This window comes from Spirosoma pollinicola (genome assembly GCF_002831565.1).
In the GTDB taxonomy this organism is placed as follows: Bacteria; Bacteroidota; Bacteroidia; order Cytophagales; family Spirosomataceae; genus Spirosoma; species Spirosoma pollinicola.
This window is the reverse complement of the sequence record NZ_CP025096.1, coordinates 2,840,436-2,863,742: the sequence shown is the minus strand read 5'-3', so window position 1 is coordinate 2,863,742 and position 23,307 is coordinate 2,840,436. Positions and strand designations below refer to the sequence as shown.

Below are 23,307 nucleotides of genomic sequence, written 5' to 3'. Positions count from 1 at the left end.
TTTTGACCTATTTGTGTCATAATTCGACTCGGGCGGCTTCCCAACCGAGCATGGCCTGCTTGCGTTCAACTCCCCAGCGGTAGCCGCCAAATAGCCCCGTTTTTTTGATAACCCGATGGCAGGGAATCAGGTAACCAACTGGATTGGCTCCGATAGCCGTTCCAACGGCCCGCGACGCTGTGGGTTGCCCAATAGCATCGGCAATCTGGTCGTAACTAACTAACCGGCCTTCGGGGATTTTTAACAGGGCTTCCCACACTTTAAGCTGAAACGCCGAACCTCGCAGTAAAATTGGTAGCGGTTTGGTAGACGTATTAACCATGTCGGCGACGGTAGTTTGTGCAAAAATCTGGTCCGCAAGAGGTTGTAGGGCACTTGGATCGTTTTGTAAGGAAACCTCTGGCCAGGCTGTTGCCAGGATCGTTTCGGGTTGGTCGCCTTCAGTCAAAAAGTGCAGGAGGGCAATTTTCCCCCTGAGAGCACCCAGCACATACGGTCCAAACGGGCTGTTGAACACGCCGTAAGAAAGCAATAACCCCGCGCCCGCCAGCTTGAACTGACCTGGTGTAACACCCTCAATGCTGACGAACAAATCGTGCAGCCGACCCGTACCCGACAAACCTGCATCATGAGCAGCATCGGCTAAAGGGGCACCCGTCCGTAATCTGCTTTTAGCGTGTTCGAGCGTAAGGTACTGGCCGAATTTCTTTGGACTAACACCCGCCCATTCCGTAAAAAGTCGCTGAAAATGAAACTCGCTCAAGTTAGCTTTTTCGGCTAGTTCGCTCAACGTTGGCTGTTCTCGAAAAGTAGCCGTTAAGTGCTCGATAGCCCTGGCAATTTGCTGATAGGTGTAGGGACTGTTCATGTTCATTATGGTTCTGTTGATTGACCTATACAAATGTCGCTATAAGTCGGGGCGTGATAAACCCGATTCTTGCGGAATTAGAGAGCAGGGTGAATCCAGGGATGAAATTTACTTCCTGCCTAGAAGGGTTAAAACGAGTAGCACCCATCACGGGCAGTTCATGGCTGGCGAACTACTGGTCGCATATGTATGACCGACCCGTACTATTTGGTATATTTGATAAAAAATAACAACGCTATACTGACTGCTTATTACGGTCAGGTATAGGCATCTCCGTATGAAGAAAGGTTTACTCCTTATCTGGTTCCTGGTCAATTCGCTGGTCGTAAGCGGACAAAGTCGATTTGGCAACGAATGGACACAGACGGGTCAGAAATATCTCAAATTTACGGTAGATCAGGCAGGTATTTATCGAGTTGGCTATGCGGACATCAAGGCAGCTGATGCATCGTTTCTTCAAACGAATCCGGCTAGCTGGCAACTGTTTTTCAGAGGAAAAGAAGTTGCCTGCCGGGTAACAGGCCAGCAGGACGGCGTGTTCGATACGCAGGATTACATTGAGTTTTACGGTGAAGGTAATGACGGCGCTCAGGACTCCTTACTTTACCGGCCACAACAACGATTACATCCTTATCAGACTCTTTTTTCCAGTAAAACCGCTTTTTTCCTGACGAGTAGCCCCACGCTGAAGGGCAAGCGTATGCCCGAACTGAACACCTCGCCAGTAGGGGCAGCTTCCATCCCATTTCATGTAGAAGAATTGGTTCAGGCGTTCACCAGTGAGTACACGTTCAACAATTTGAAGGGGTTGGAACCCGTCTTGCAGCAGAGTTATTTTGAACCCGGCGAAGGCTGGTCAGGACACACGCTTACCGCCGATTCGGTGGGTGTCGTTCAATTGAAATTGCCGGGACGTGTATCGACAAACTGGCCCGTTACACTGCAGGGCATGGTGAATGGCCGGGATAATTCGTTTCACCAAATTCAGGTACAGGCCGATGCAACAACAAATTCGGCACTCTCTACTTTATCCTGTGCGGGCTTCGCCAGTCAAACCTTTCAGACGACGATAAAGCCCGAAACAATTCAAAACGAGCAAGTAACCCTGCGGTTCAAAACGGTAAAGAATGGCTACACCAACAACTTTTCCGTAACTTACGTAAAGGTCACCTACCCACAGGTGCTGGACATGAGCGGGCAGAGTACCAAGGTGTTTCACTTGCCAGCCAGTGCCCGACCCATGGCGCTGATGGTCGTGGCAAATGTGCCGGCTGCGTCCTATGCTTATGATATCACCGACAAGGCAAATTGCCGCTTTCTGGTAACTCAAACAGCCGGAACACAAACCCAGATCGTGGTTAGCGAAGCCGCAGAGAATCGAAACATCTTACTTACCAATGCGACTGCTAAACCGCTTGCCATTCAGGCGGTCAGCTTAGGGTCGCCAGTGGCAAAAACAACAGATTACGTCCTTATTACCCATGCATCGCTTCGGCAGTCGGCGGCAGGATACGCAGCCTATCGGGCGTCTGCTGCCGGGGGAACTTACACGCCCCTTATTGTTGAGTCCGATTCGTTATTTGATCAGTTCAACTATGGCGAGAAAAGCCCGCTGGCGCTCCGCCGTTTTGCTGATTATCTGCTTGCCAATACGGCTGTGAAAAACCTGTTGCTCATTGGGCGGGCAAACAGTTATCCGTATACGACTAAAACCGCTACCGACGATCTTGTGCCAACGGTTGGCTATCCTGGTTCCGATATTTTATTGACGTCCGGACTGGCAGGCTATTCAGCCAATACACCCGCTATTCCGACAGGACGAATCAATGCGACAACCAACGAGCAGGTGCTGGCTTATCTGGACAAAGTAAAACAGCTCGAAAGCGCAACACCCAATGGACTGTGGCGAAAGCATATTGTTCACATCAGCGGAGGGAAAACAGCCGCAGAAGCCGCAGGGCTGCGCGAAGCTTTGAGCGGTATTGGCACTATTTATAGCAACGGCCTGTTGGGGGGGCAAATCAGTGCGTTCAGCAAAAGTACGACCAATGAGGTTGAACCAATAAATATTACGCCCCTCGTTAATGGCGGGCTAAGCCTGATCACGTTTTTTGGTCATGCCGGTCCGTCTGTTACGGATATGAACTTCGGCTTTGCCTCGCCCCCGGAAAATGGCTTTCGTAACCAGCAATATCCGCTTATGATTTTTAACGGTTGTGGCGTAGGGGAGATCTTCTCCAACTTCAAAACCCTGTCGACAGACTGGCTTCTGGCACCAAACAAAGGCGCGGGGCTTGTTCTGGCCCACACCTACTGGAGTTTTCAGCAACCCACCACCCGTTATTTGACGAAACTATATACCGACCTGTATGCCGATGCAGAGACCCTGGGTATGCCGTTCGGAAAAGTTCAGCAACAGCTCAACCGCGACCTTGAAAAGGAAGGCGCTGATCCCTATGATGTTTCGGTTATGTTGCAAATGCTGTTGCAGGGCGATCCTGCTGTGAGCCTTTATCCGCTGCCCAACCCCGACTTTGCCGCTGAGCCATCGGGCATGTACATTCAATCCAGCATTGCCGGGAGTTCGCTTAAAAGCAGCGATTCGATCCGGGTGGTTGTTCCATTGGCTAACATTGGCAAATATGTTTCGGGGCAAACGATTTTGGTATCATTGAAAAAGACGATCAACGCGGTTTCAACCGCCAGTATACGTCAGTTTAGTTCGTTTCGATACCGCGACACGTTAGTCTACACGCTGGCTAAAGACGAGCGATTGCAAAAAATTGAGGTGATTATTGATCCCGATAATCAACTGGTCGAGTTGAGTAAAACGAACAATACGGCCAGCCTGACGATTGATTGGACACAGGCGCAAAGTAGCACCAGCTACCCGCTGAACGCATTGCCGGATCGGGTTAGCCCGGAGATCAATGTATTTATGGATGGCAAAATCCGGGAGAACAAGGCGGTGGTGAGTATAGCCCCCCGCGTCGATATTTACTTGTTGGACGAAAATCCTCTTTCGCCAAAAGACACCAGTGCCGTTGATGTGTTTCTAAAAACATGTGAAACCTGTTCGCCCCAAAAGCTGTCGTCCGGTTTGTTTTCGGTTTCGGCGGTTTCGGCCAACCAGCTTCAGGTAAGTGCCAACTTATCGCTGAATGAAGGGGGCAGTTATCAGCTTATTGTTTTTGGAAAAGATGCCGCCGGGAATCGTACGCAGCCGCCCTATACCCTCGATTTTAATGTTGTTGCAAAAGATGAAGCGGTCACACTGCTGGCTTATCCGAACCCTGCTACTACGTACGTAAAGTTTGAGCTAACGCTGAACGTGAAAGAGTTGCCTACAGCGTCAGAATTGATGATTTATAACCAGTCGGGGGTACCGGTTTACGCCGATAGTTTTTCGTTATCGACGGGCAAGAACTCCTTTCTCTGGCAGGGCACAGCGCCGGGGCTTTATCCGTATTCACTACGGTTGACCTACAAGGATGGCCGCACCGAAGTACACACCGGCAAAGTTGTCTGGCAGCGTTAAGAAAACGTAGATAATTGCCGCTTACAGGCTGCAATCAAGTTAATTCAATCCGTCATTTAATTATTTAATATTCAAAGGGTTTTAACCACAGAGGCACAAAGTACACAGAGGTCTAATGGGGTAAAAAGTACCCCATTAGACCTCTGTGTACTTTGTGCCTCTGTGGTTAAAACCCTTTGAATATTAAATAATTAAATGAAAATAGGTTCATGTTTTTATAGTCCAGTCAATTAAATCTTTAAGTAGTAGACAACACTAAGGCAGCCTATTACTAGATAGTAAAGCCCATTTCTGGCGGCTCCCTGATGCGATAACACCTTTGCCAATGCAGTCAGGTGTCGATTGGCAATAGGCCAGAGCCGTATTCTCCCGATACACTAATCCAACACTCAGAGCATATACCCGCTGGTATTTCGTTAGCCCGATCAGGGTAGAGTCGGATGGGCCAACCACCGAAACCGCATGGTCGAACGCCAGCTTATTGACGGCAAAGGGACGGCTTATATTCTCATACCGAAGTGGCAAGGAATCGGGTAACGCGTTGTATGTATTACTATTCCACGAGGTATTGGTCGAAATGGGAAAAACCAGACTTCTTGTGGGTACGTTATTCTCCTGACTCACCACTTCCGAAAGACTTTTGAAAACCGTCCGAATGGCATTGATTTGCCAATTACCCTTCTCCGACGTACGTGTGGATTCTTCTACCTGAAAAAACACCTGACCGCTCCTTGTAAATGAACTGCCAATTTTTTCCTGAACCTGATAAGCAGTTGTTGTTGCACCACCGGTGAGCGAATAGTTTTCCTGCGTAACCTGATAAATCCAGTAGTCGCCGGTTTGCAGTGGAAAGTAGGCCGTATCATCAGGCGCGGGGTCAGTATTGGGTTGACATCCACCCGCAATAACGAGTAAAATCAGTAAGGCCAGCGTACTATGTATGTGATTGCCTCGTTGCATTATTTATCTACGTAGAAAGACAACAAGTTTACATTTTTTCGGACAGGATTGCCGATTTAAAAAGATATGAACTGAGAAATTCTGTAATCCTGTCCAACGAAAATGCTATGATGTCTTATCCAAATGTGCCAAAGCCATCGGTGGCCGAGCCGCTTTTTAGCGTGAGTTTTTTGACACTACCCAAATTTTTAAGGGCTGGTGTTTGATAGGTCTTTCGGGGCGATGGAGCCGTGTTGCGTTGAGTAGATCTGGATTTCATATGTGTCAAGTTTTCGTGTCGTAAAAATAGCGTCAGGAGCGAATTTTCCAATGTTAAGAATTAATCACACATGAGTAACAGTACAAACGCCAACTTGGCTTTTATCCGTTAGTTATAGGGATCTGATGGCTTCCGAAGAAATAAATTACTGAGCTAGTTTTGATAGTATGGGCGGAATTGCGGGAATAATACGATTTGACGGGCAGACTGTACGCGTGGCAGATGAAGATAATATGATCGGATTGCTGTCGCACCGGGGAACGGTAACGGCTCAACCGATTGAGAACGGTATTCTGTTGGCATTTGACAATAAGCAGGAAGCAAATCTCACAACGTCGACCTATGCTGTTGCTGATGCCGATTTGTTTGCTCACACAACTGATCAACCCTTTACGACGAATTTTGCCCAAAGTGGCCCCGCTTCATTTACGGACCTGAACGCCGATTTTGCAGTAGCGATCTGGGATACGAACAGCCATACGCTTGTTTGCGGGCGGGATGCGCTGGGCGTTAAGCCGCTCTATTATGTGTATCAGTCGGGTCGTTTTTTTGCCTTTGCGTCCGAAATAAAGGCACTTTTGGCGTTGCATGAAGTTGTTGTCAGGCCCAATGAGCACAAGTTCCGGGAATACCTGACCTGGACAACAACCTACGTGCCGTACAGTGCCGAGACATTCTATGAGTCAATATACAGTGTCTTGCCCGGTCATTCTGTTCAGGTCGATGCACAGGGGCTGACGGTGCGGCCGTACTGGCAGATAGATTATCAAAAATACAGCAGCCTGCGCCATCCTGACGAATACGCTTCGGCCTTTCGGGAATCATTCACAAAGGCGATCGACCATCGGATCTTGGGTAAAAAACAGGTTGGAGCTCATTTAAGTGGTGGGCTGGATTCATCATCTGTGAGCGCTGTAGCCCAGTTTCTGTTAAAGCAGCAACAAAGGACCGACCTTCATACATTTAACATCGATACAGGGCTGGCCTCTACCGATGAGTCGACGTATGTACGGGCGTTTATCAACAAATGGCAGCCACGACACCACACCATACGCCCTAATGCTGATGTGCTGAAGTCGGTACTCGCTATAAATTCCCTGTTCGATCGGCCCGATCATTTTGTAATACCATCGAGTTTTCACATAGGTGTTTCGGAGGAAGCCCGGCAACTTGGCTGCGACACTCTGCTAACCGGGCATGACGGTGATAGTGTCATCGCAACCGGCTTTGACTTTCTGGACGAGTTGCTGGATACCGAAGACTGGGCCAGGCTGCAAGTTGCCTGCCATCAATATATCGATCATCGATACCCGCCAGATTTTATGACCAATCCGCCCCGTCTGACCAATGAACGTCAGTTTGAGGCATATGCCCTGACGGTTCTGGGTACCAATTTGAAAAAACGGCTCAACGAGCAGTCAACGGGTAGCTTCCTCGCTATGCTGCGTCGACAAAAACAACTCTTCGGTCTGTCTACGGCTGGTATTCTCGTTTATTTTTCCAAGCGGCTTACCGCTAAACTAACGCATCGGGCACAGCTTGATCATGCCTTCTCGCCAGATTTCAAGCAGCGTGTTTTTCCCAGTCCGCAGCTATCTACTGAACCAATGACAACCGCCCTGAGCGAAGGGCGGGTGGTTCCGGTAAAGCAAATTCTGAACACGACCAACGTAATTTGTAATGAACAGTTGAATCACATCGGGGCGCATTACGGCCATCCCTATTCCTTTCCCTTTTTCGATAAATATGTGGTTGAACTGGGCCTGTCGACACCGCTGGAAATTTGCTTCGACAAGGGGCGGGGGCGGGGCCTGATCCGGAATGGACTCACAACAATATTGCCTCCTGAAATTGTAACGCGCTCTACGAAGGCCAACTTTGTGGAGTATGGGAATGTATCGGCCCGGCAGCTATACACGGCTACAGTTGAGCAGTTCGCTTCGGGGGCTCATCCTATCTGGGGCGTTGTTGACCGGCAGGTATTTACTAAAATTGTGGCCGTTGTGTTTGATTCCAAACTGCCGGTAACCCGGAAAACCCGTTATAACTGGCTGCTGAGTCGGATCATCTATCTTGCCCTCTGGCTGGGCTCACTGCAAAAGGTGAGTTAAGGTCGCTTGGATCATCGGATAAATGTCAGTCGTCATGCACTGAAACCTACTCAATGCCAGTCTAATATGGGTTGAAACTGTTGGCCAGGCTGTTCCCCCAGAATGATTTGGTCTTTGTAAACAACCCAGGCGTGTGCAGAAAATCCCTGATCTACACTTTTATGAACGCCAATACACACGCGTACATCCGGGTGATTGTTCAGCAGCCATTTGGCGCTCAGGGCTTGTACCAGGCACGTAAAGCCTAATGGCAGCCGGTTGCTTAGTACCTGAATCGCCCAGATGGTCTGGGAAAGCGATTGTTCGGAAAGCGGTTTTCGGGAAGCGACAAGTGTTTGTTCTGCTGGCAGAAACTTCCTGAAGGGGAATACTAGCAGCAGGCATTTGTATGTACTCAGCACCACAAAGCTCCTGACCAGCAGCCACTGCCTGGACCCACTCAAAGACAGGAACTTCGATAGGCTAGACACTGGTTTCGATAAGCTTTTCACGCGATAGATTATCAAGGAATAGCATCAACTCGTCCTTGCCGACTGATGGCTCTACATCAAATTCATCGAGCAAACAGTCCAGAATTTCATGAGCCAGCATACTTTTTCTCTCCTGAAGCAGTGACCAGATAAACCCGCCTACCTCATTCAATTCATAATAATTTCCCAGTTCATAATTGAGCAGAATGGTTTCGTCGCCGAGAACGGAGGAGGATTGATTGGATACCATCTGGATGCGCGTATTGAGTGTAATAGACATAAGTAGACCGACTAAATCAGACTGAAGTTAACAAAAAGAGCTTGATCCGCCAAGATAAGTGCGAATCAAGCTCACAAGCTACTATAACCAAACGAATTTAGGTTTATGCAAATGTGCCAAAGCCATCGACAGCCGAGCCACTTTTAAGCGTAAGTTTTTTGACGCTGCCCAGGGCCTTGAGCCGGGGCGTTTTATAGGCTTTTTTAGGTAAGCGAACCAATGGATGTATGTTTGTTGTGGTCATGACTGACGATAAGTTTTTGGAATGAGATGAATCCGTAAAGGGGGCGAGTTACTCGACAACGATGCGGTGCTGGCGGGTCTGTCCCCGTTCCTGCACGGTGAGTACGTAAACACCAGCCGAAAGGTTAGCCGTTGTTTTGAGTAGCAGGTTACCCGACTGAACACCGGTTTTCTGGAGTGGCAAGGCGCGTCCATCAGCGCCAAAAAATCCCAGGGTAGCGGTTTCAGGCTCATCCAGGCGAAGCGAAAAGCGGCCATCGCGTACGACTGGATTAGGGTAGACCCCATAGGATTCGTCACGCAGAACTACCGATACAACGGGATAAATCGTTGCTTTGCCGCTCAAATCCGTTTGCGTCAGGCGATAGTAACTTGTGCCGGAATACGGTGTCTGATCCACCAAATGATAGTTCTTCAATGCATTGCTCATAGGCGCCACTTCACTCACTTCGCCAACCACCTCGAAGCCACTTAAATCCTTGCTTCGTTCAACCAGAAAACTTTTGTTATTAGTTTCCAGCGATGTTGTCCAGGCCAGATCTACCGTATGATTCTGCTGTGCTCTGGCAGTAAAAGAAACAAGCGCAACGGGTAGCGGACCTGTAACTGTGATGCTCGATGTGGCAATATCGTTGCCCGTTACATTGCTGCCTAGTGCCGGGGTTGAACTGGCGTTGATATTAATGGGTGCTGGTGTTCCTCCAGTGGGCTGCACTCCTAGAACATTTATAGTTATCGTGTAATTAGCATTTCCTGGAACTGGCCCAGCACTACTTATTACCCTGATGATTTGGCCATTAACAGGGTCGTAAGGACTAACGGTCGTTACAAGATTAGCCGTTGTACTGGTGGGGGCGTTAGGTTGAACAGACGTGGAAACAACGCCAATATTAGGAGGTAAGTTGATTATATACGTACCATTATTTGCCTGAGGAATATCTGCAGAGCTACCGTTTCCAAAATCAGCACTAACAGTTCCATTCGCTCCTGTTGCTATAGAGGATGGATTGACGACAAAACCACCAACCGAAGGGTCTTGTGCATAGCAGGTGTACCAGCCGCCTATACTTATTAGGGATACTAGTAAAAGTTTTCTGTTCATAACTTTGATTTTTTGTTAAACAAAAACAATAATTGAAAATATGTTGGTGCTAAAATACTAATAAAATAGTATTAGCACCAACATATTGTTTAAAGTGAATTGACACTTAAAGCGTAAACATTATTTAACGGATTCGTATCATACGTTCCTGTATTGTCAACACTAATGTTTGTCGTTATATTAGAGAGATTACCCGTGTTTGCTCCTGCCCGAGTAGCAGTAAAACCAATTGTTGCAACCCCATTTGCGGAAATAAATTGTCCAGCGGCAATAATCAGCGTTATTTGTCGGCTATTTGACGCTGTAGGAGTCCATTTTGTATTATCGACGACGACAGGATTATTAAATCCGCCTGATACATTGATACTTGTGAGCGTATTATCGAAGGTGAGGGTATAGCCAAGAGGAACTCCGATAGTGAAGACGATATTTCCACTTGATGTAGACTGGCCATTCACTTCTGTTAACTCCACTGTAAACTGGCGGGATGAATTTGGTCCCGATGCGGTGAAGTTTGTAAGCGGTAATCTGATAATTGGCGTCAAATCTGGTCTGGACAGCCCAACCAGCACATGCAGCGTAGCACTGCCGCAAACCGAAGGCGTACTGTTGTCGCAGGCAGTATAGGTGAACGTAGCGGGGCCTGTTACACCCGGTGCCGGTGTAAAGGTGAAGCTGCCCGTTGCCGTTATAACCAGCGTGCCCGACGAGGTAGTTGTTGTTCCTGCATTGGATACGGTGAGGGTATTGCCCAGATCGTTTGTAAGCACGTTCCCCGTAGCAGGTGTACCACCCGAAGTTGACACATAATCATCGTTAATACTCACGGTAGCCGGTAGGCCAGGTGCCTTAACCGTAATGGTGACCGTAGCCGTAGCACACAAGTTAGTGCCGGGCGTTTCGCATACCTGATAGGTGACCAGGTCGGTGCCGTAGTAACCCGCCGTAGGGGTATAAACCAGGTTACCGTTCACAATGCTGGCTGTGCCGTGAGCGGGTCCGGTAGCAATGGTGGGCGTACCCAATGTACCCCCCGGATTGCCCGGCCCATCGTTGGCTCTCACATTGATCGTAATCGCCGTGGCACTGGTTGGATTACCGGTGGTGGTAACGAAATCAGGGTTCGCTACGGGTGGGTTGTTGGTCACCGCCGGGTCGAGTACCGTAATCGTCAGCGTCTGTGTTGTGCAATAGGTGGGTGGCGCTGGTGCACATACAGGCACATTATATACGTATACCCCCGGGGTTGTGCTGCTGAAGGTATATGTGCCATCGGTATTAACGGTCAGCGTTGGTGAGGAACTGGCGGGCTGACTGGCTGGTGAAGGTGCCGGGCCATAGGTTGCTCCCACAGGTATCACATCATTCGTTTTAACACTACCCGTTACCGGAACCGTTTTGTTCGTGACGGCAAAGTCCGGGTTGGGGTTGAATGGGTTGACAAGCACATGCAGTGTACCGTTGGCACAAACTGAAGGGCTGCCATTATCGCAGGTGGTATAGGTGAAGTCAACAGGTCCTGTAGCACCGGCCACTGGTGTAAAGATGAACTTGCCATCGCTTGTCAATGCCAGCGTACCTTTTCCAGGAACCGTTGTGGTTTGAGCCGTAACCGTTTGTGTATTACCCTCGGGATCGCTGTCATTGGTTTTTACATTCCCCGTAACGGTCAAACTTTGGTAGGTACTTACGTAATCGTCTGCGGCCACGGTGGTATTGGGGCTATCCGGTGCATTTACTGTAATGGTGACCGTAGCCGTAGCACACAGGTTAGTACCGGGCGTTTCGCACACCTGATAGGTGACCAGATCGGCGCCGTAGTAACCCGCCGTAGGGGTATAAACCAGGTTGCCATTCACAATGCTGGCCGTGCCGTGAGCGGGTCCGGTAGCAATGGTGGGCGTACCCAATGTACCCCCCGGATTGCCCGGTCCATCGTTGACTCTCACATTGATCGTAATCGCCGTAGCATTGGTTGGACTGCCCGTTGTTGTCGCAACATCAGGATTGGCAACCGGTTTGTTGGTATTGACCGTTGGGTCGAGTACCGTAATTGTCAGCGTTTGGGTAGCGCAGCTCGTTCCTGAGAGACCCGACCCGCAAACAGGAATCGCATAGACATACTGGCCGGGCGTTGAACTGACAAACGTGTATGTGCCATCGGCATTGACCGTTAACGATGGCGAGGAACCTGCTGGCTGGGTAGTCGATGTCGGTGCTGGGCCATAGGTTGTTCCGACAGGCACCAGGTCGTTGGTTTTGACATTTCCGCTAACGGGAACATTTTTGTTCGTCACATTAACGTCAGGGTTCGTGTTCAGTGCACAAACCAAACCGCCACCTGTTGACGTACGGGTGTCAACAAAGGCACCATATACATCGAGGTTGCCGCTCAGTACCCCCAGGCCTACCAGAGGAGCAACCGTTAATTGAATTTCGTCGAAGGGCTTTGTCGTGACGAACCCTGCATTCAAGAAATCAGTCGTTGTACCAAACAGGACAATTGACAGATCAAGCAAACTACCTGCTGTTCTTGATTCCTGCGCTTCACCGTCCAGATACGTAGTTACTGTCAGTTTTGAGAATAAATCGGCCGTAACCAGGCCGCTTACTTTCCTGAGGGCAAAACCCGCAAAGGTACCTGTAGGATAGGTGCTGATCGGGTCGACTACGGCAATGGAGGCATTTGTAGCGACTGCGGCCAGATTGGTGATTCTGGCAAAGTCTGTTGTGCTGGCCGATACCACATTCCAGGGGTCCTGAATGGTTGTGGCTACATTTACCGCTCCCGTAACGCCGGTACGATCGCCATCAATGACAACTGGGAATGACGGACTGCTTAGATTATAGGCCGTATTACAAACAATTGTTGCTGTGCAGGTTTTTTCGAAGATAGCACTGTAAATATTGATCGTTCCCAGATCAAGCCCTACAAAGCTGGGTATGGTAAGCTTAACTTCGTCATACGCGGCTTTTGCGACAATCCCGACAATCTGACGACTACGGCCCGTCAGCAGATCGGTTGTCGCGCCCACAATAAAGGCGTTTCCTGTTCCGGTCTGAACCAGTGCGCCATTATTATACAGCGAAATGGTGGCCCTGCTTAACACCGCTGCCGATACCAGCGTATTTATCTGAATATCGAATCCGGCAAAACTATTGATGGGATATGTCTGGAGAGCATTGGCCACGGCAACTGTTGCGCTGGTCGACACACCCGCAGTCAATACAACTGTGGCGAAGTTGGCTGAATTGTTATCAACAATGTTCTCCGAATTATTGATTGAGCAACCAACGCACGCTGCGCCCAAAATACTCGTATTCTTGCCATCCACATAAACAGGGTGTGTAGGGTTTGTTAGCGGAATGAGGGTATTTTTGGGTAGTGTATTATCGGCACAGTCGAGGCTGGGTGCACTGCAAAACGAAGTGGCAATAACCCCGTAGACTGAGGTTGTTCCTAAGGTCACACCGGCTAGCTGACTAACAGTCAATCTTACTTCGTCGAACGGCTGCGAGGCTAAAAACCCGACGGTTCGTCTGCCAGAGCCAGACAGAATTGTGCCATTTGCCGAGATAAGGTCAGTGCCGCTAAACGTTTGGACAGGATTGGGATTTCCTGTTATGTATGTAGACACCGTGAGCCCATCAAATACGCCTATATTCGCCAATGTGGGTCTGACTATATCGAAACCCGCAAATGTATTGGCCGGGTAAGTCACGAACCTGTTTTTTACGGCTATTGATCCGGTGACGGCCAGGCCGCCCGTCAGCACAATGCTGGCTGAGTTGGCGCTATTGTTGTCAATCGCATTATCTGAATTAACGATGCCACAGGCAACACAGGCAACACCACTAATACCTGTTCGATCTGGATTGATGAATACAGAATGGCCGGGCGCTGTTAAGGACGTCGGGGTATTGCAGCTAAGAGTGGGCGAGGTATTGCAAAACTTCTCAACAATGGGTGCATATACGCTTAAACTCCCGGCAACCAGTCCCGAAAAATCGATACGAATCCGATCAAAAGCACCGGCACTGTAGAAGCCAATTCTCGATTTGCCACTCAATAAACCATTGGATAGTAACGAACTGCTTGTCTTTGTATCAACTGGGGTAGTGCTAGTGCCCAGATACGTAGAGATCGTTACGGTGCCGACTGTGTTTAATAATGAGTTGTCATTAACAATGAAGCCAGCAAAACTACCCGCCGGATAAACATTTGCCCCTGTAGCATTCAGGTCTTGAACGGATAGCCAGGCTGATCCACCAATAGCAAACGAAAACGTGGCCGCTGTTGTAAACCCGGCATCATCATCAATTAGGTTCCCTTTCGACGAAAATTCATCGCCACCAAACACCGGAACCTGACTTGATGTAACAGAGAGGCTGCTAAATCCGGGATTTGTAACGGCCGTAAAGGAGTTACATGCTGCGCTGCTCACCTGTGCCGAAACGGTGCTGGCAAACGATGAAAGAAGGTGAAGAGTAATCCAGATCAGAGCATACGACAAAGCTCTCCTGCGAAAGGAAGTAGAAATTTGAGTCATAACTGTTGAAGTAAGTGATTGAAAAGAAAATCATAGAGGATTCGTTATATCCTTTATGTCTATAATCATTAAAAGAAAGTTAATTTGTGTTTAATATGTTGATCTTTTGATTCGTATAAATGTATGAGAAAGAAATTTTCATATAAAATAATATATATTTACCGGTATATGTTAACTTGTTATATTATAAAAATGAATTTTATAACTTACTGTTTTATAATTACTTACTAACTAATGACAATTGTTATCGATAGACTAAATAATAAAATTTAAAAAGGGTAACTCAGTTTTGAACGACGGTACCGCCAAACCACTTGATTTTGTAAACCATAAAAAAACGCGGCTAACTGTCTCGTAGTTAGCCGCGTTGCCGGATAAAGTTTCAACGTTGCAGTGAAGGATACTATCGTCTGGTCGTCAATTGGTAGAACGCGCAGGTAAAAAACGAAATAAAGACTGCGTTGCTCGTATAAATATGGTTAGGAAACCAACTTCTTTAGGTAGATAAATCAGGCGCGGACCTACCCTGAACAGACTGTAGCGAAATACACGGCTACTCAGAAAAGTACCATACGTTTTAAGTCGCCTGCCCGGTTTTGTTTGAGCTTTCGCCAGACGGGTGAGCTGTAACAGGATCAAATCGCTGAACTCGTTCGCTTTATCGCTTTCCCAACTTTGGGCGTAGTCTTCGGCAATCGAATGAATTTTTGATGAGCCTATTAATGTCTGCACAGTGGCAGGTAACGAAAGATTCCAGATTTGCACGCACCAATATAGCCCCGCCAGAAAGACATCCTCAAAACCGTATCGGCCAAGTTCCTGCAACAGCCAGTTCCAGTTGATGTCTTTGCCCTTCAGGGAAAAGTACAAATCATTTATGTAGTAAATTTGCTGCCAGACATTATTAACGCCGTGATGCGTTACCAGCAATACGATCATCAACTCGGTCGAAAACTCGGGCTGCGAACGAACATAGGGCAGGTCAAACAGGGCATAGTGCTGGTTGAAACCCATGATTTTCCAGTGCAGGTCAATGTCGAAATGGCTGTCGTTGAAAAAGGGTTTGAACAAACTAACTTCATACAAATCGGAAAGAATCGTTTGTTCACCCTGTTGCCAGTGCAGATCCTGCTTCTTTGATAAATGATAGGCATGATTCTGTAAAAGACGTATCGTTCTGAAAACATCGTCTTTGCCAACCAACAGGTCAATATCGCCACTAATTCGAAGGCTGCTGTCCGGGTAGGCGTGTTCTGCCAGATAAACACCCTTTAATGGTATATGCTCAATTGCGTGTTCGGTTAGCAGAGCACTGACTTCCTTATAGTGTTGCAGTTTCAGGAGGTTATCGGTAGCGGTTATCCGGCAGTCCTGTTTGAGCGACTCGACGAAGGCAGTAGGAGCGTTGGGAATTTTCAGGAGGGTACGGTACAGGAAAGGTTTGAGCCGGTGACGATCGGCCAGCGTGTCAAGGCGCTTCCAGTCAATGAGTTGTTGCTGGATATATTGGTTGATCTGCGTTTGTTTATCAGTCGATAGGTCCACCAAGCAGCCCATCAACAGTACAGTTATTTCAGGAGATAGACCTGTATTCATAGATTCCGTCAACAATCAACGCCATTTTAAAATGGTTTCGAGTACCTGATTAGGATGGAAGTTACTGAAACGTGCTTGATTCACCAAGATTAGAACGAATCAGGCAGGTGAGGTTTGCTGCACTAAACCAACAACAATAAGATACTGCGCAGCTGCGTAGGTGGTCATAACCACCCAGGTAGCGCCGGGTATAGGGTGCAGAAATTTATCAATGGCTATGGCCGAATCGGACAGTATAAAAAGCAGGGCCCCTACTACAAGCGATCCTCGATTCAGTAGGTCATGTAGCTGAAATCTGTCAACCTGAGTAGCCAGCAGGCCCATCGTACTCAGGCAAAAGACGTAGATCACTACCGGCCACCATAAGGGTGTCAGGGATGGATTATTGACAAAAACCGGGTAAAGTAAAATCAGGAACGCAAGGTCGTAAATCAGAAATGGGACGGATGTTTTCCACAGCGTCTGAACACGAAGCGGTTGCTTTGCCCGATAAATAAGCAGCCAGAAGGCACGACAGTAACATAGCTGCATTATCAGAAACGAGCCCAGACCCAATGCGAACAAATCTACTTCCCGAATCATCAGAAAGACGTCGCCCAGCAAGGCGAAAACCATACCAATCATCAGCCAGCGAATTATATGGGGAGAGCCCGCCAAACGATAGTGCTGCCAGACATACAGAAAAAGCAACGCCATAATCAGCGGTTTACTGCCATAGTGCAGCCAGCGAATGTGCAGGGTATCGCCAATCATTTCGAGCAGTGTAATGAGCGCAAAAATGATCGTAAATGAGCGGGTAGGTGTAGTGGACATGGTGGTTGATTGAATCGCTCAAGGTAGATAAAATCTATCTAATCGTGCTTAAAATCAGCAACTTGGCGTTTATTCCTGAAAATAGTATCAAACCATTTAGTGTATACTGTGTTTCTATAGTACTTAACACTATAAAAAAGAGATCATGGATAAGTTACAGAAATTTGAGTTGATGAATAAGATCGTTCGTGAACTGGAAGACCTTCAAAACAGCCAACGGGCTATCATCGAAAAAATCGGCAAAATTGAAGTAGACAACATGAATGGGCTGAACGACTCGTATCTGGAACAAAATCTGGGTACGATGCATGGGAAAATCGCGGAGAACGTCGATTCTGTTACCGAAATTTTCGCGCACTTTGAAACGCAACGTGACGAATACGCTGAGAAAAATAGTGCCGCCATTGCCGCAGCCGAAGCAGCCGCAGCCCTGGAAGCAATCAAGTAATAACTAATTTATTTAGTGTTAGAAGCCGGGCATATTGTCCGGCTTTTTGCATTATGTGAAGTTGACAACCAGACTTTTAAACCTGCTCAGGAGTAGCCGGTAGGTGGCGAAAGAACTTATGGTCGGCGTAGAAAGTCCCACCCGGTATAATGGACGCAAGTAAGGCCAGGGCCATTTTACCTATAGTCCAGCCATACTCGATTTTTCCCTGAATGACAACCAACACATACAGCAGAAATAATAATCCGTGAATAGGTCCGAGAATTTGCACCGCTTCCGGGTGCCCGCCCATTCGTTTTAACGGAACGGCAATAAAAAGTAGCAACAGATATGAAACCCCTTCGGCAAAGCCGATAACGCGCAATCTGGTTTTAAGAGACGTGAAAAAATTCATAGTAAAGAAGTATGTTATATAAAGATCTATATCCCGTTAAAAAGCACGAAACCAGCCCCGCGAGGCCAGTGGTGAAAAGGGCCAGGGTACGGCTATTAGAATCAATACAAGGCCGATGGTGAAATAAATAGCTGTTGTCCTGAATTTTCCCTGCGCAGTGGCCTTCCGTTTTGCCAGACTGGAACCAATAGTGACGACAATAACAGCCGTAAACATAAGGTTAATATGAATGATACTGAAAAAACGAAACTCCGGCGATTGACTGGCATCAGGTTTAAAACGCCAGTAATAACGAATGAGTGGGCTAATGAAATAGAGGTAAAAGCCGATCAATAGCTGCGTATGCACAATAGATGTAGCAACAATACGGATGGTTTGATCGAAGGGACGATAACTGCGTGGCCATAACCAGCCCGAATAACTACTGCCAAGTGTGGCTAGTAAACTGCTCAATACAAGCCAGCGAAAGGCATTATGAATAACTAAGAGAATCGGGTAAACCATAAGACGACAAATAGCCAGGCGAATAAACGTTTGCAAAGTTCAGTTTGTCAGGCTACTGCGAAGTAGGCGCAAATCGGCTAAGATTGGTCAAAATCAATCATTTTGCTTGTGGTAGTCCTCACTCTAAAATCGCCTGGGCTCATTTTTGCATATTTCCGAAACAGCTTGCCGAAACCTGACTGATCGTCGAACCCCATTTGATTGGCTATTTGGGCAATGCTCATGCCTGATTGAAACAGTAACACTTTTGCTTCCAGCACAACGCGTTCGTCAATCCATACCGAGGGCGATTTGCCCGTTCTGCCTTTAATTACCTTGTTTAAGTGGTTTGGGCTAACGTTCAACTGCTCTGCATACTGACTAACTGATCGGTTAACCCGAACCTGTGTCGTGAGCAAGTCCATGAATCCCTGTACAAGACGGTCACCTGCGTCTGTTTTTGCCTCCATTGTTCCCACATACGCCCGATTTATTTCGGCTAGTAAGGCCAGTAGGTAAGGGCGAATAAGGTCTGTTTTAATCGAGCCGTTTTCTGTATATTCGATTGTCAGCCGGTCGAACAGGGTATTTATGAACGCTGTTTGCTGAACCGACAGCGAAACTAGTGGATTGCCCGTCAGTTTCAGAAAATCAAAATCAGCGCCCTGCCCGGCGTTAAGCAATAAGGTGGGGCTGAAAAAGCACAGAAATCCCGTTGCATCTTCCCGAATCGTATTTAACGTGAAAATTTGCAGGGCAGGTACAATGACCAGTTTCTGAGCCGACAGCGTATAGGCCAGATGGCCAACCGTCAGCTCAACCTGTCCGGCCGTAACCAGAATCAGGACGTGATTGCCGGTTCGGGAAGGAGGGAGCGGCAGCTTGATAACCGGCCCGCTATATTCCAGCGGAGCAACAATGAACTGATTGAAATTATCCTTAAAGCGCTCAGGCCACGACTCGTTTTTTACGAGAAAGCGTTCGCGGGCCATTTCTGGACTTATGGCAGGAAACGACTCATCGGGTGCCATGACTAATACAGTAGTTTACTGGCTCGAAATGGACCATCGGCGGCTTGTAAAAGCTTGGCGCGTAAGCGGGCATTGTAGGTTGGCCGGTCGGCCAGGAATTTGCGAACCAGTTGCGCAGTTTCGGGCGTCTGGTAAGTTGATAGTGTTGCCCGCAACCACGATTCGGGGAAGAAAATATCGCCCGTGCGCTGAATCTCTTCCAGTAAATCAAGACTTTTGGGTAGATATTTTGCCGATGTCTCGGTCCGCAGGGGATGGTGTAAATACCCCAGTGCCGCCGTTACCCAGGCCTCATGTTCGCGGTTGGTGTCGCTGGCCAGCGAGGCAAAGAAAGCATCCCGTTCCATTACACTCGATGACAGCGCAGGCATCATAAACTCCAGCCGTTTCCGGCGATCCGGGTTTTTGATACGCGCCAGTTGTTTCGTCAGAATGCCTTCGGCCGGGTAGTCTCTAACCGCCAGCGCGAGGGCCAGCGCCGTATAATCGTCTTCGGTGAGCGTCACACCGGCGGGGGCTTTTTGATCGTTCCAGATCGTGTAAAGCCGGTCGCGGGCAGTCTGGCTGAGGGCAATGTTTTGGTAAAGCCGAAACAGTAGTTTCTTCTTTCCGGAAGCGGTTTCCTGCTCCATCGCCCGCCAGGCATCCTCTTCTACAGCAGTCGCCAGGGCCGGGCGGGCTTCGGGTTTGGTTAATGTCCAGACAATGTCTGATAGTTGACTGGTTAGCAACCGGAGGTTAAGTTCTTCGGGTTCTTTTCCGAGGAGACTTCGGTAGCCAGTAACCAGGCTGGCAGGAGAAATGCTCTGACCCGCCACCATATTTTCGTATAGATTAATGTAAATCGATGCTCGGGCTACTGGATTTTTGATCCGTTCCAGTTGCAGAACCGATACAGAGTCGATTGGAAATACACCGTAGCCCTGCCCCGAGGAATTAAAGATCATATACTGTGGGGTAGGTTTACCAATTGATTCCGTTAGCGTAACCTGTGCCTGATTCATATTTACGTCCAGTTCCTCTGTATGATCGGCATAGACCAGCGTTATGTCAAAGTGCTGCGGCCATAGCCGATTTGACCCATCTTCGCCCTGCTGCGTAATAATAAACTGCTTGATTTTGCCCCCCTTACCGTCAAGCTGATATGTAAATTTTGGTCGGCCTGTTTCATTCACCCAGACATGGTTCCAAGCCGTCAGGTTGGCGGGTGTTCGGGCATCCAGAATGGCAATCAACTCAGCCCAGGTGGCGTTACTGAACGCATATTTTTTGAGGTATTCGCGTAAACCATCGCGCAGAGCCGTTTTGCCCATGAGCCGCTCCAGCTGCCGCATCATGATCGGGGCTTTGTGGTAAATAATCCCGCCGTAAAGTGACCCGGCTTCCTGCAAATTAGCCAACGGCTGACCAATTGGATTAGCGCCTTCAGTACGGTCAACAGCGTAAGCAGCCGGGAAATGATCGACCACAAACTGTAGGTCATAATTGGCATCAGCCGATGATACTTCCATGATTTTGTCGGCAATGAAATTGGCGAAAACTTCTTTCAGCCAAACATCATCGAACCAGCGCATCGTAACCAGATCGCCAAACCACATGTGTGCCGTTTCGTGGGCAATAACATGAGCGCGTGAGAGCCGTTGGTCGCGGGTGGCACCATTGTCTAAAAACAATGCCGACGAGCGGTAGTCGATAGCGCCCACATGCTCCATGCCCCCATACTGAAAGTCGGGTATGGCGACAAAATCGAACTTTTGAAACGGATACGGAATCTGGGTGAATTCTTCCAGAAACCGAAGGGCATCGGCGTGGAGCGAAAAAAGCAGATCGGTGCTCAGACGTAACTTGGTGGAGTCCGTTTCGCGGTGCAGGAGCGTCATGGAGCGCCCGGTTGGTGTGCGCGTTACGGGTGTGAACTTCCCGGCTACGAACGAGAACAAATAGGTGGGGATTCGGTCAGAAGGCAGGAAGTTCATCGTTTTACGATCCCCCGAAAGGGTCGAGTCGCGCAGGGGTGCATTCGTCATGGCCTGCCAACTGGCCGGAATGGTTAGTGAAACCTGAAATGTAGCCTTTAAATCGGGCTGGTCGAAGCAGGGGAAAACCGTGCGCGTGCGGTCGGGAACGAGCAGGGTATACAGGTATTCATCGTTGCGGTTGAGCGACAGATTGCCCGCCGTAAATTGAATCGAAACTGTATTGGCTCCCGACTTGAGAAATGCAGTAGAAATTAACAAATGTTCGCTCTCATAAGCAATGGGTATATTGGTTCCATTGACCGAAACCGTCTGCAAATGAGCACGTTCTTCTTTGAAGTCGAGTTCCAGTGTGGGTTGCGCCGGTCGGGGAGCCGCCCAGTTAAACGAAATTGTTTCGGTAGATAGAATAGGCTGGTTTTTCTGCGCCGGAATGTCGAACTTTAGAACATACGCCAGTTGACTGATTGTCTGTTTTCTGGCGTTGGCCAGTGTTTGCAATACACCCGTTTCGACCAAAGAAGACTGGCTGGGTAAGGGACGACGGTTGCAGGACATAACCAGTAGTGATAGTACGAATAGAGTAGCGCCGTAACGAGTGATTTTAGGGAAATTCCAGACCATTGTCGGTTATTTTATGCATGGGCCAATCTCCGGATTGGCCGTGAATCGTAAAAAGTATAAGACCAATCTGAAGATTGGCCCAGACATCACAAACTTACTCTTGTTTGGTAGTGGGTTAGCAACGTTAGGTCAAAAATAAGGCACTCTATGAAACAGCAACTGTCTTTTCTGTTATTGCTGGTAATTATTGGTCGGGCCGTTCCGGGTTGGGCTAATTCGATCCTGATCCCGATGGATAACCAGCAGGCGAATCACCTCAAAGCCTATGGCATTGCCTATAAGGCGCTCAAAGATGATTTGGATGTCGACTGGTTATTGAATTACCGGGGCGGTAGTTTTATGATCAAGCAAATCGCGTCGATTGAAAACGAATGCCGTATACGGGGCGTTTCTGTCGAGGTTATTTCCGACGCCAGAGCCGCATCCATTAAACAGCAACTGTCTGATCCTGATGTGAACATGAATGTGGTAACGCTCCAGAAGGCGGCCAAAATCATCGTTTATTCCCCCATCAAGGTAAGCCCGGCCGAGTTTGAAAATACCGACGCGGTGTTACTGGTGCTTACCTACGCCGAAATTCCCTACGAGGTTGTTTACGACGAAGAAGTGCTGAAAGGCGATCTGCCCAAATACGATTGGCTGCACCTGCACCACGAAGATTTCACAGGTCAGTATGGTCGAAACATGCATCGGCAGTCATTGACCGACATTAAAGTGCAAGAAGATATTGCCCGCAAATACGGCTATTCGAAAGTATCGCAGATGAAGCTCGCTGTAGCTAAAGGAATCAAGGCGTTTTGTGCAGGCGGGGGCTATCTTTTCGCCATGTGTTCGGCTGCCGAAACGCTCGACATTGCGCTGGCTGCCGAGGGCGTCGATATTGTGGGCAGCAGCTACGACGGCGACGATGTTGACCCCGATGCACAGTCGAAACTGGATTTCAGCAAAACATTTGCCTTCGGCAACTTCACCCTCGAAGGCGATAACGGGTATCGGGGGTTCTCTACGTTCTCGGATATTAATTCGGCCGGGGGGCGCGGTTTTGACCAGCCGAGCGGTTTTTTTGAGTTGTTCAACTTCTCGGCCAAGTGGGATGTTATTCCGTCCATGCTTACGCAAAACCACGAATCCATTATCAAGGAGTTCTTCGGGCAGACGACGGCTTTCCGAAAAACGGCCGTTAAGCCAAGTTCGTTGGTGATGGGTGAGGGCAAATCCTCCGACCGGTATATTTACGGCGAATCGGGCAAGGGGCAATGGACATTTTACGGCGGGCACGACCCGGAAGGATTACGCGGTGGGGGCGGTTTCCGTAACCCAACCGACCTGAATCTACACCCGCATTCGCCCGGTTACCGGCTTATTTTAAACAACGTTCTGTTTCCATCGGCCCGGAAGAAGAAGCGGAAAACGTAAAGAGGATATGGAACGCAGATTTTTATGATTGTTTAGATTGAGGTTGTTTAGGCTTTTGTTTCCGAGCGTGTTTTTGTCATCCCGACGATAGGAGGGATCTTCGGGGAATAGAAAACTCCGCCTTCTCCGAAGATCCCTCCTATCG

At 48.4% G+C, this 23,307-nt stretch carries 18 protein-coding genes; 4 read left to right on the top strand and 14 right to left on the bottom strand.

The genetic code is table 11. From position 1 onward, the window contains the following. Positions 1-16: 16 nt before the first annotated feature. Complete coding sequence (locus tag CWM47_RS12015) at positions 17-874, bottom strand: methylated-DNA--[protein]-cysteine S-methyltransferase (protein ID WP_100988205.1); 858 nt, start codon at positions 872-874, stop codon at positions 17-19. Positions 875-1,145: 271 nt separating this feature from the next. Here CWM47_RS12015 and porU2 point away from each other — a divergent pair, with 271 nt between their 5' ends. Continuing rightward, positions 1,146-4,406, top strand: coding sequence for a putative type IX secretion system sortase PorU2 (gene porU2 / locus CWM47_RS12010; RefSeq protein ID WP_100988204.1), 3,261 nt, complete (start codon positions 1,146-1,148; stop codon positions 4,404-4,406). Between the two features lie 255 nt (positions 4,407-4,661). Here porU2 and CWM47_RS12005 read toward each other — a convergent pair whose 3' ends face one another. Together CWM47_RS12005 and CWM47_RS38095 are read right to left on the bottom strand one after the other, a co-directional pair. Next, on the bottom strand, positions 4,662-5,366 hold the full coding sequence (locus CWM47_RS12005) for a hypothetical protein (protein ID WP_100988203.1): 705 nt from the start codon (positions 5,364-5,366) through the stop codon (positions 4,662-4,664). 115 nt (positions 5,367-5,481) lie between these two features. Further along, the gene (locus tag CWM47_RS38095; RefSeq protein WP_157815954.1) at positions 5,482-5,625 is read right to left on the bottom strand and encodes a lasso RiPP family leader peptide-containing protein; all 144 of its coding nucleotides are present in this window, start codon (positions 5,623-5,625) and stop codon (positions 5,482-5,484) included. A gap of 167 nt (positions 5,626-5,792) precedes the next feature. Between CWM47_RS38095 and CWM47_RS12000 the strand changes: the two genes are divergently transcribed. Further along, positions 5,793-7,736, top strand: coding sequence for an asparagine synthetase B family protein (locus CWM47_RS12000; protein ID WP_100988202.1), 1,944 nt, complete (start codon positions 5,793-5,795; stop codon positions 7,734-7,736). Positions 7,737-7,786: 50 nt separating this feature from the next. Here the strand turns inward: CWM47_RS12000 and CWM47_RS11995 are convergent, their stop codons facing one another. The 7 genes from CWM47_RS11995 to CWM47_RS11970 all read right to left on the bottom strand — a co-directional run bounded on the left by CWM47_RS11995 (position 7,787) and on the right by CWM47_RS11970 (position 16,790). Then, on the bottom strand, positions 7,787-8,206 hold the full coding sequence (locus tag CWM47_RS11995; RefSeq protein ID WP_240625867.1) for a lasso peptide biosynthesis B2 protein: 420 nt from the start codon (positions 8,204-8,206) through the stop codon (positions 7,787-7,789). After that, complete coding sequence (locus CWM47_RS11990) at positions 8,199-8,486, bottom strand: PqqD family peptide modification chaperone (RefSeq protein WP_100988200.1); 288 nt, start codon at positions 8,484-8,486, stop codon at positions 8,199-8,201. Before CWM47_RS11990 ends, CWM47_RS11995 begins: the two co-directional genes overlap by 8 nt. Before the next feature lie 103 nt (positions 8,487-8,589). Beyond that, positions 8,590-8,730 (bottom strand): hypothetical protein, encoded by a 141-nt coding sequence (locus tag CWM47_RS38760; RefSeq protein ID WP_170069423.1) that lies wholly within the window; start codon positions 8,728-8,730, stop codon positions 8,590-8,592. Between the two features lie 48 nt (positions 8,731-8,778). Further along, positions 8,779-9,831 carry a T9SS type A sorting domain-containing protein gene (locus CWM47_RS11985; RefSeq protein WP_100988199.1) on the bottom strand — a complete coding sequence of 351 codons (1,053 nt, stop codon included), beginning with the start codon at positions 9,829-9,831 and terminating at the stop codon, positions 8,779-8,781. Between the two features lie 89 nt (positions 9,832-9,920). Further along, positions 9,921-14,381, bottom strand: a complete 4,461-nt coding sequence (locus tag CWM47_RS11980; RefSeq protein ID WP_100988198.1) for a beta strand repeat-containing protein — start codon at positions 14,379-14,381, stop codon at positions 9,921-9,923. Between the two features lie 417 nt (positions 14,382-14,798). Then, on the bottom strand, positions 14,799-15,977 hold the full coding sequence (locus tag CWM47_RS11975; protein WP_100988197.1) for a nucleotidyltransferase domain-containing protein: 1,179 nt from the start codon (positions 15,975-15,977) through the stop codon (positions 14,799-14,801). A 99-nt stretch (positions 15,978-16,076) separates the two neighbouring features. Beyond that, positions 16,077-16,790, bottom strand: a complete 714-nt coding sequence (locus CWM47_RS11970) for a lysoplasmalogenase (protein WP_100988196.1) — start codon at positions 16,788-16,790, stop codon at positions 16,077-16,079. Positions 16,791-16,935: 145 nt separating this feature from the next. On the opposite strand from CWM47_RS11970, the gene CWM47_RS11965 reads away from it, so the two are divergent. Then, positions 16,936-17,238: a hypothetical protein gene (locus CWM47_RS11965; RefSeq protein ID WP_100988195.1), complete on the top strand. Its 303-nt coding sequence runs from the start codon at positions 16,936-16,938 to the stop codon at positions 17,236-17,238. 76 nt (positions 17,239-17,314) lie between these two features. Here CWM47_RS11965 and CWM47_RS11960 read toward each other — a convergent pair whose 3' ends face one another. Genes CWM47_RS11960 through CWM47_RS11945 form a run of 4 tightly spaced genes read right to left on the bottom strand, consistent with a single transcriptional unit; the run spans position 17,315 to position 21,746 of the window. Beyond that, on the bottom strand, positions 17,315-17,632 hold the full coding sequence (locus CWM47_RS11960) for a DUF3817 domain-containing protein (protein WP_100988194.1): 318 nt from the start codon (positions 17,630-17,632) through the stop codon (positions 17,315-17,317). A gap of 36 nt (positions 17,633-17,668) precedes the next feature. Next, positions 17,669-18,172 (bottom strand): hypothetical protein, encoded by a 504-nt coding sequence (locus CWM47_RS11955; RefSeq protein ID WP_240625864.1) that lies wholly within the window; start codon positions 18,170-18,172, stop codon positions 17,669-17,671. A gap of 41 nt (positions 18,173-18,213) precedes the next feature. Next, positions 18,214-19,146, bottom strand: coding sequence for a helix-turn-helix domain-containing protein (locus CWM47_RS11950; RefSeq protein WP_100988192.1), 933 nt, complete (start codon positions 19,144-19,146; stop codon positions 18,214-18,216). Between the two features lie 2 nt (positions 19,147-19,148). Then, on the bottom strand, positions 19,149-21,746 hold the full coding sequence (locus CWM47_RS11945; protein WP_100988191.1) for a M1 family metallopeptidase: 2,598 nt from the start codon (positions 21,744-21,746) through the stop codon (positions 19,149-19,151). A 147-nt stretch (positions 21,747-21,893) separates the two neighbouring features. Here CWM47_RS11945 and CWM47_RS11940 point away from each other — a divergent pair, with 147 nt between their 5' ends. Beyond that, on the top strand, positions 21,894-23,162 hold the full coding sequence (locus CWM47_RS11940; RefSeq protein ID WP_100988190.1) for an asparagine synthetase B: 1,269 nt from the start codon (positions 21,894-21,896) through the stop codon (positions 23,160-23,162). The last annotated feature ends 145 nt before the right edge of the window (positions 23,163-23,307 follow it).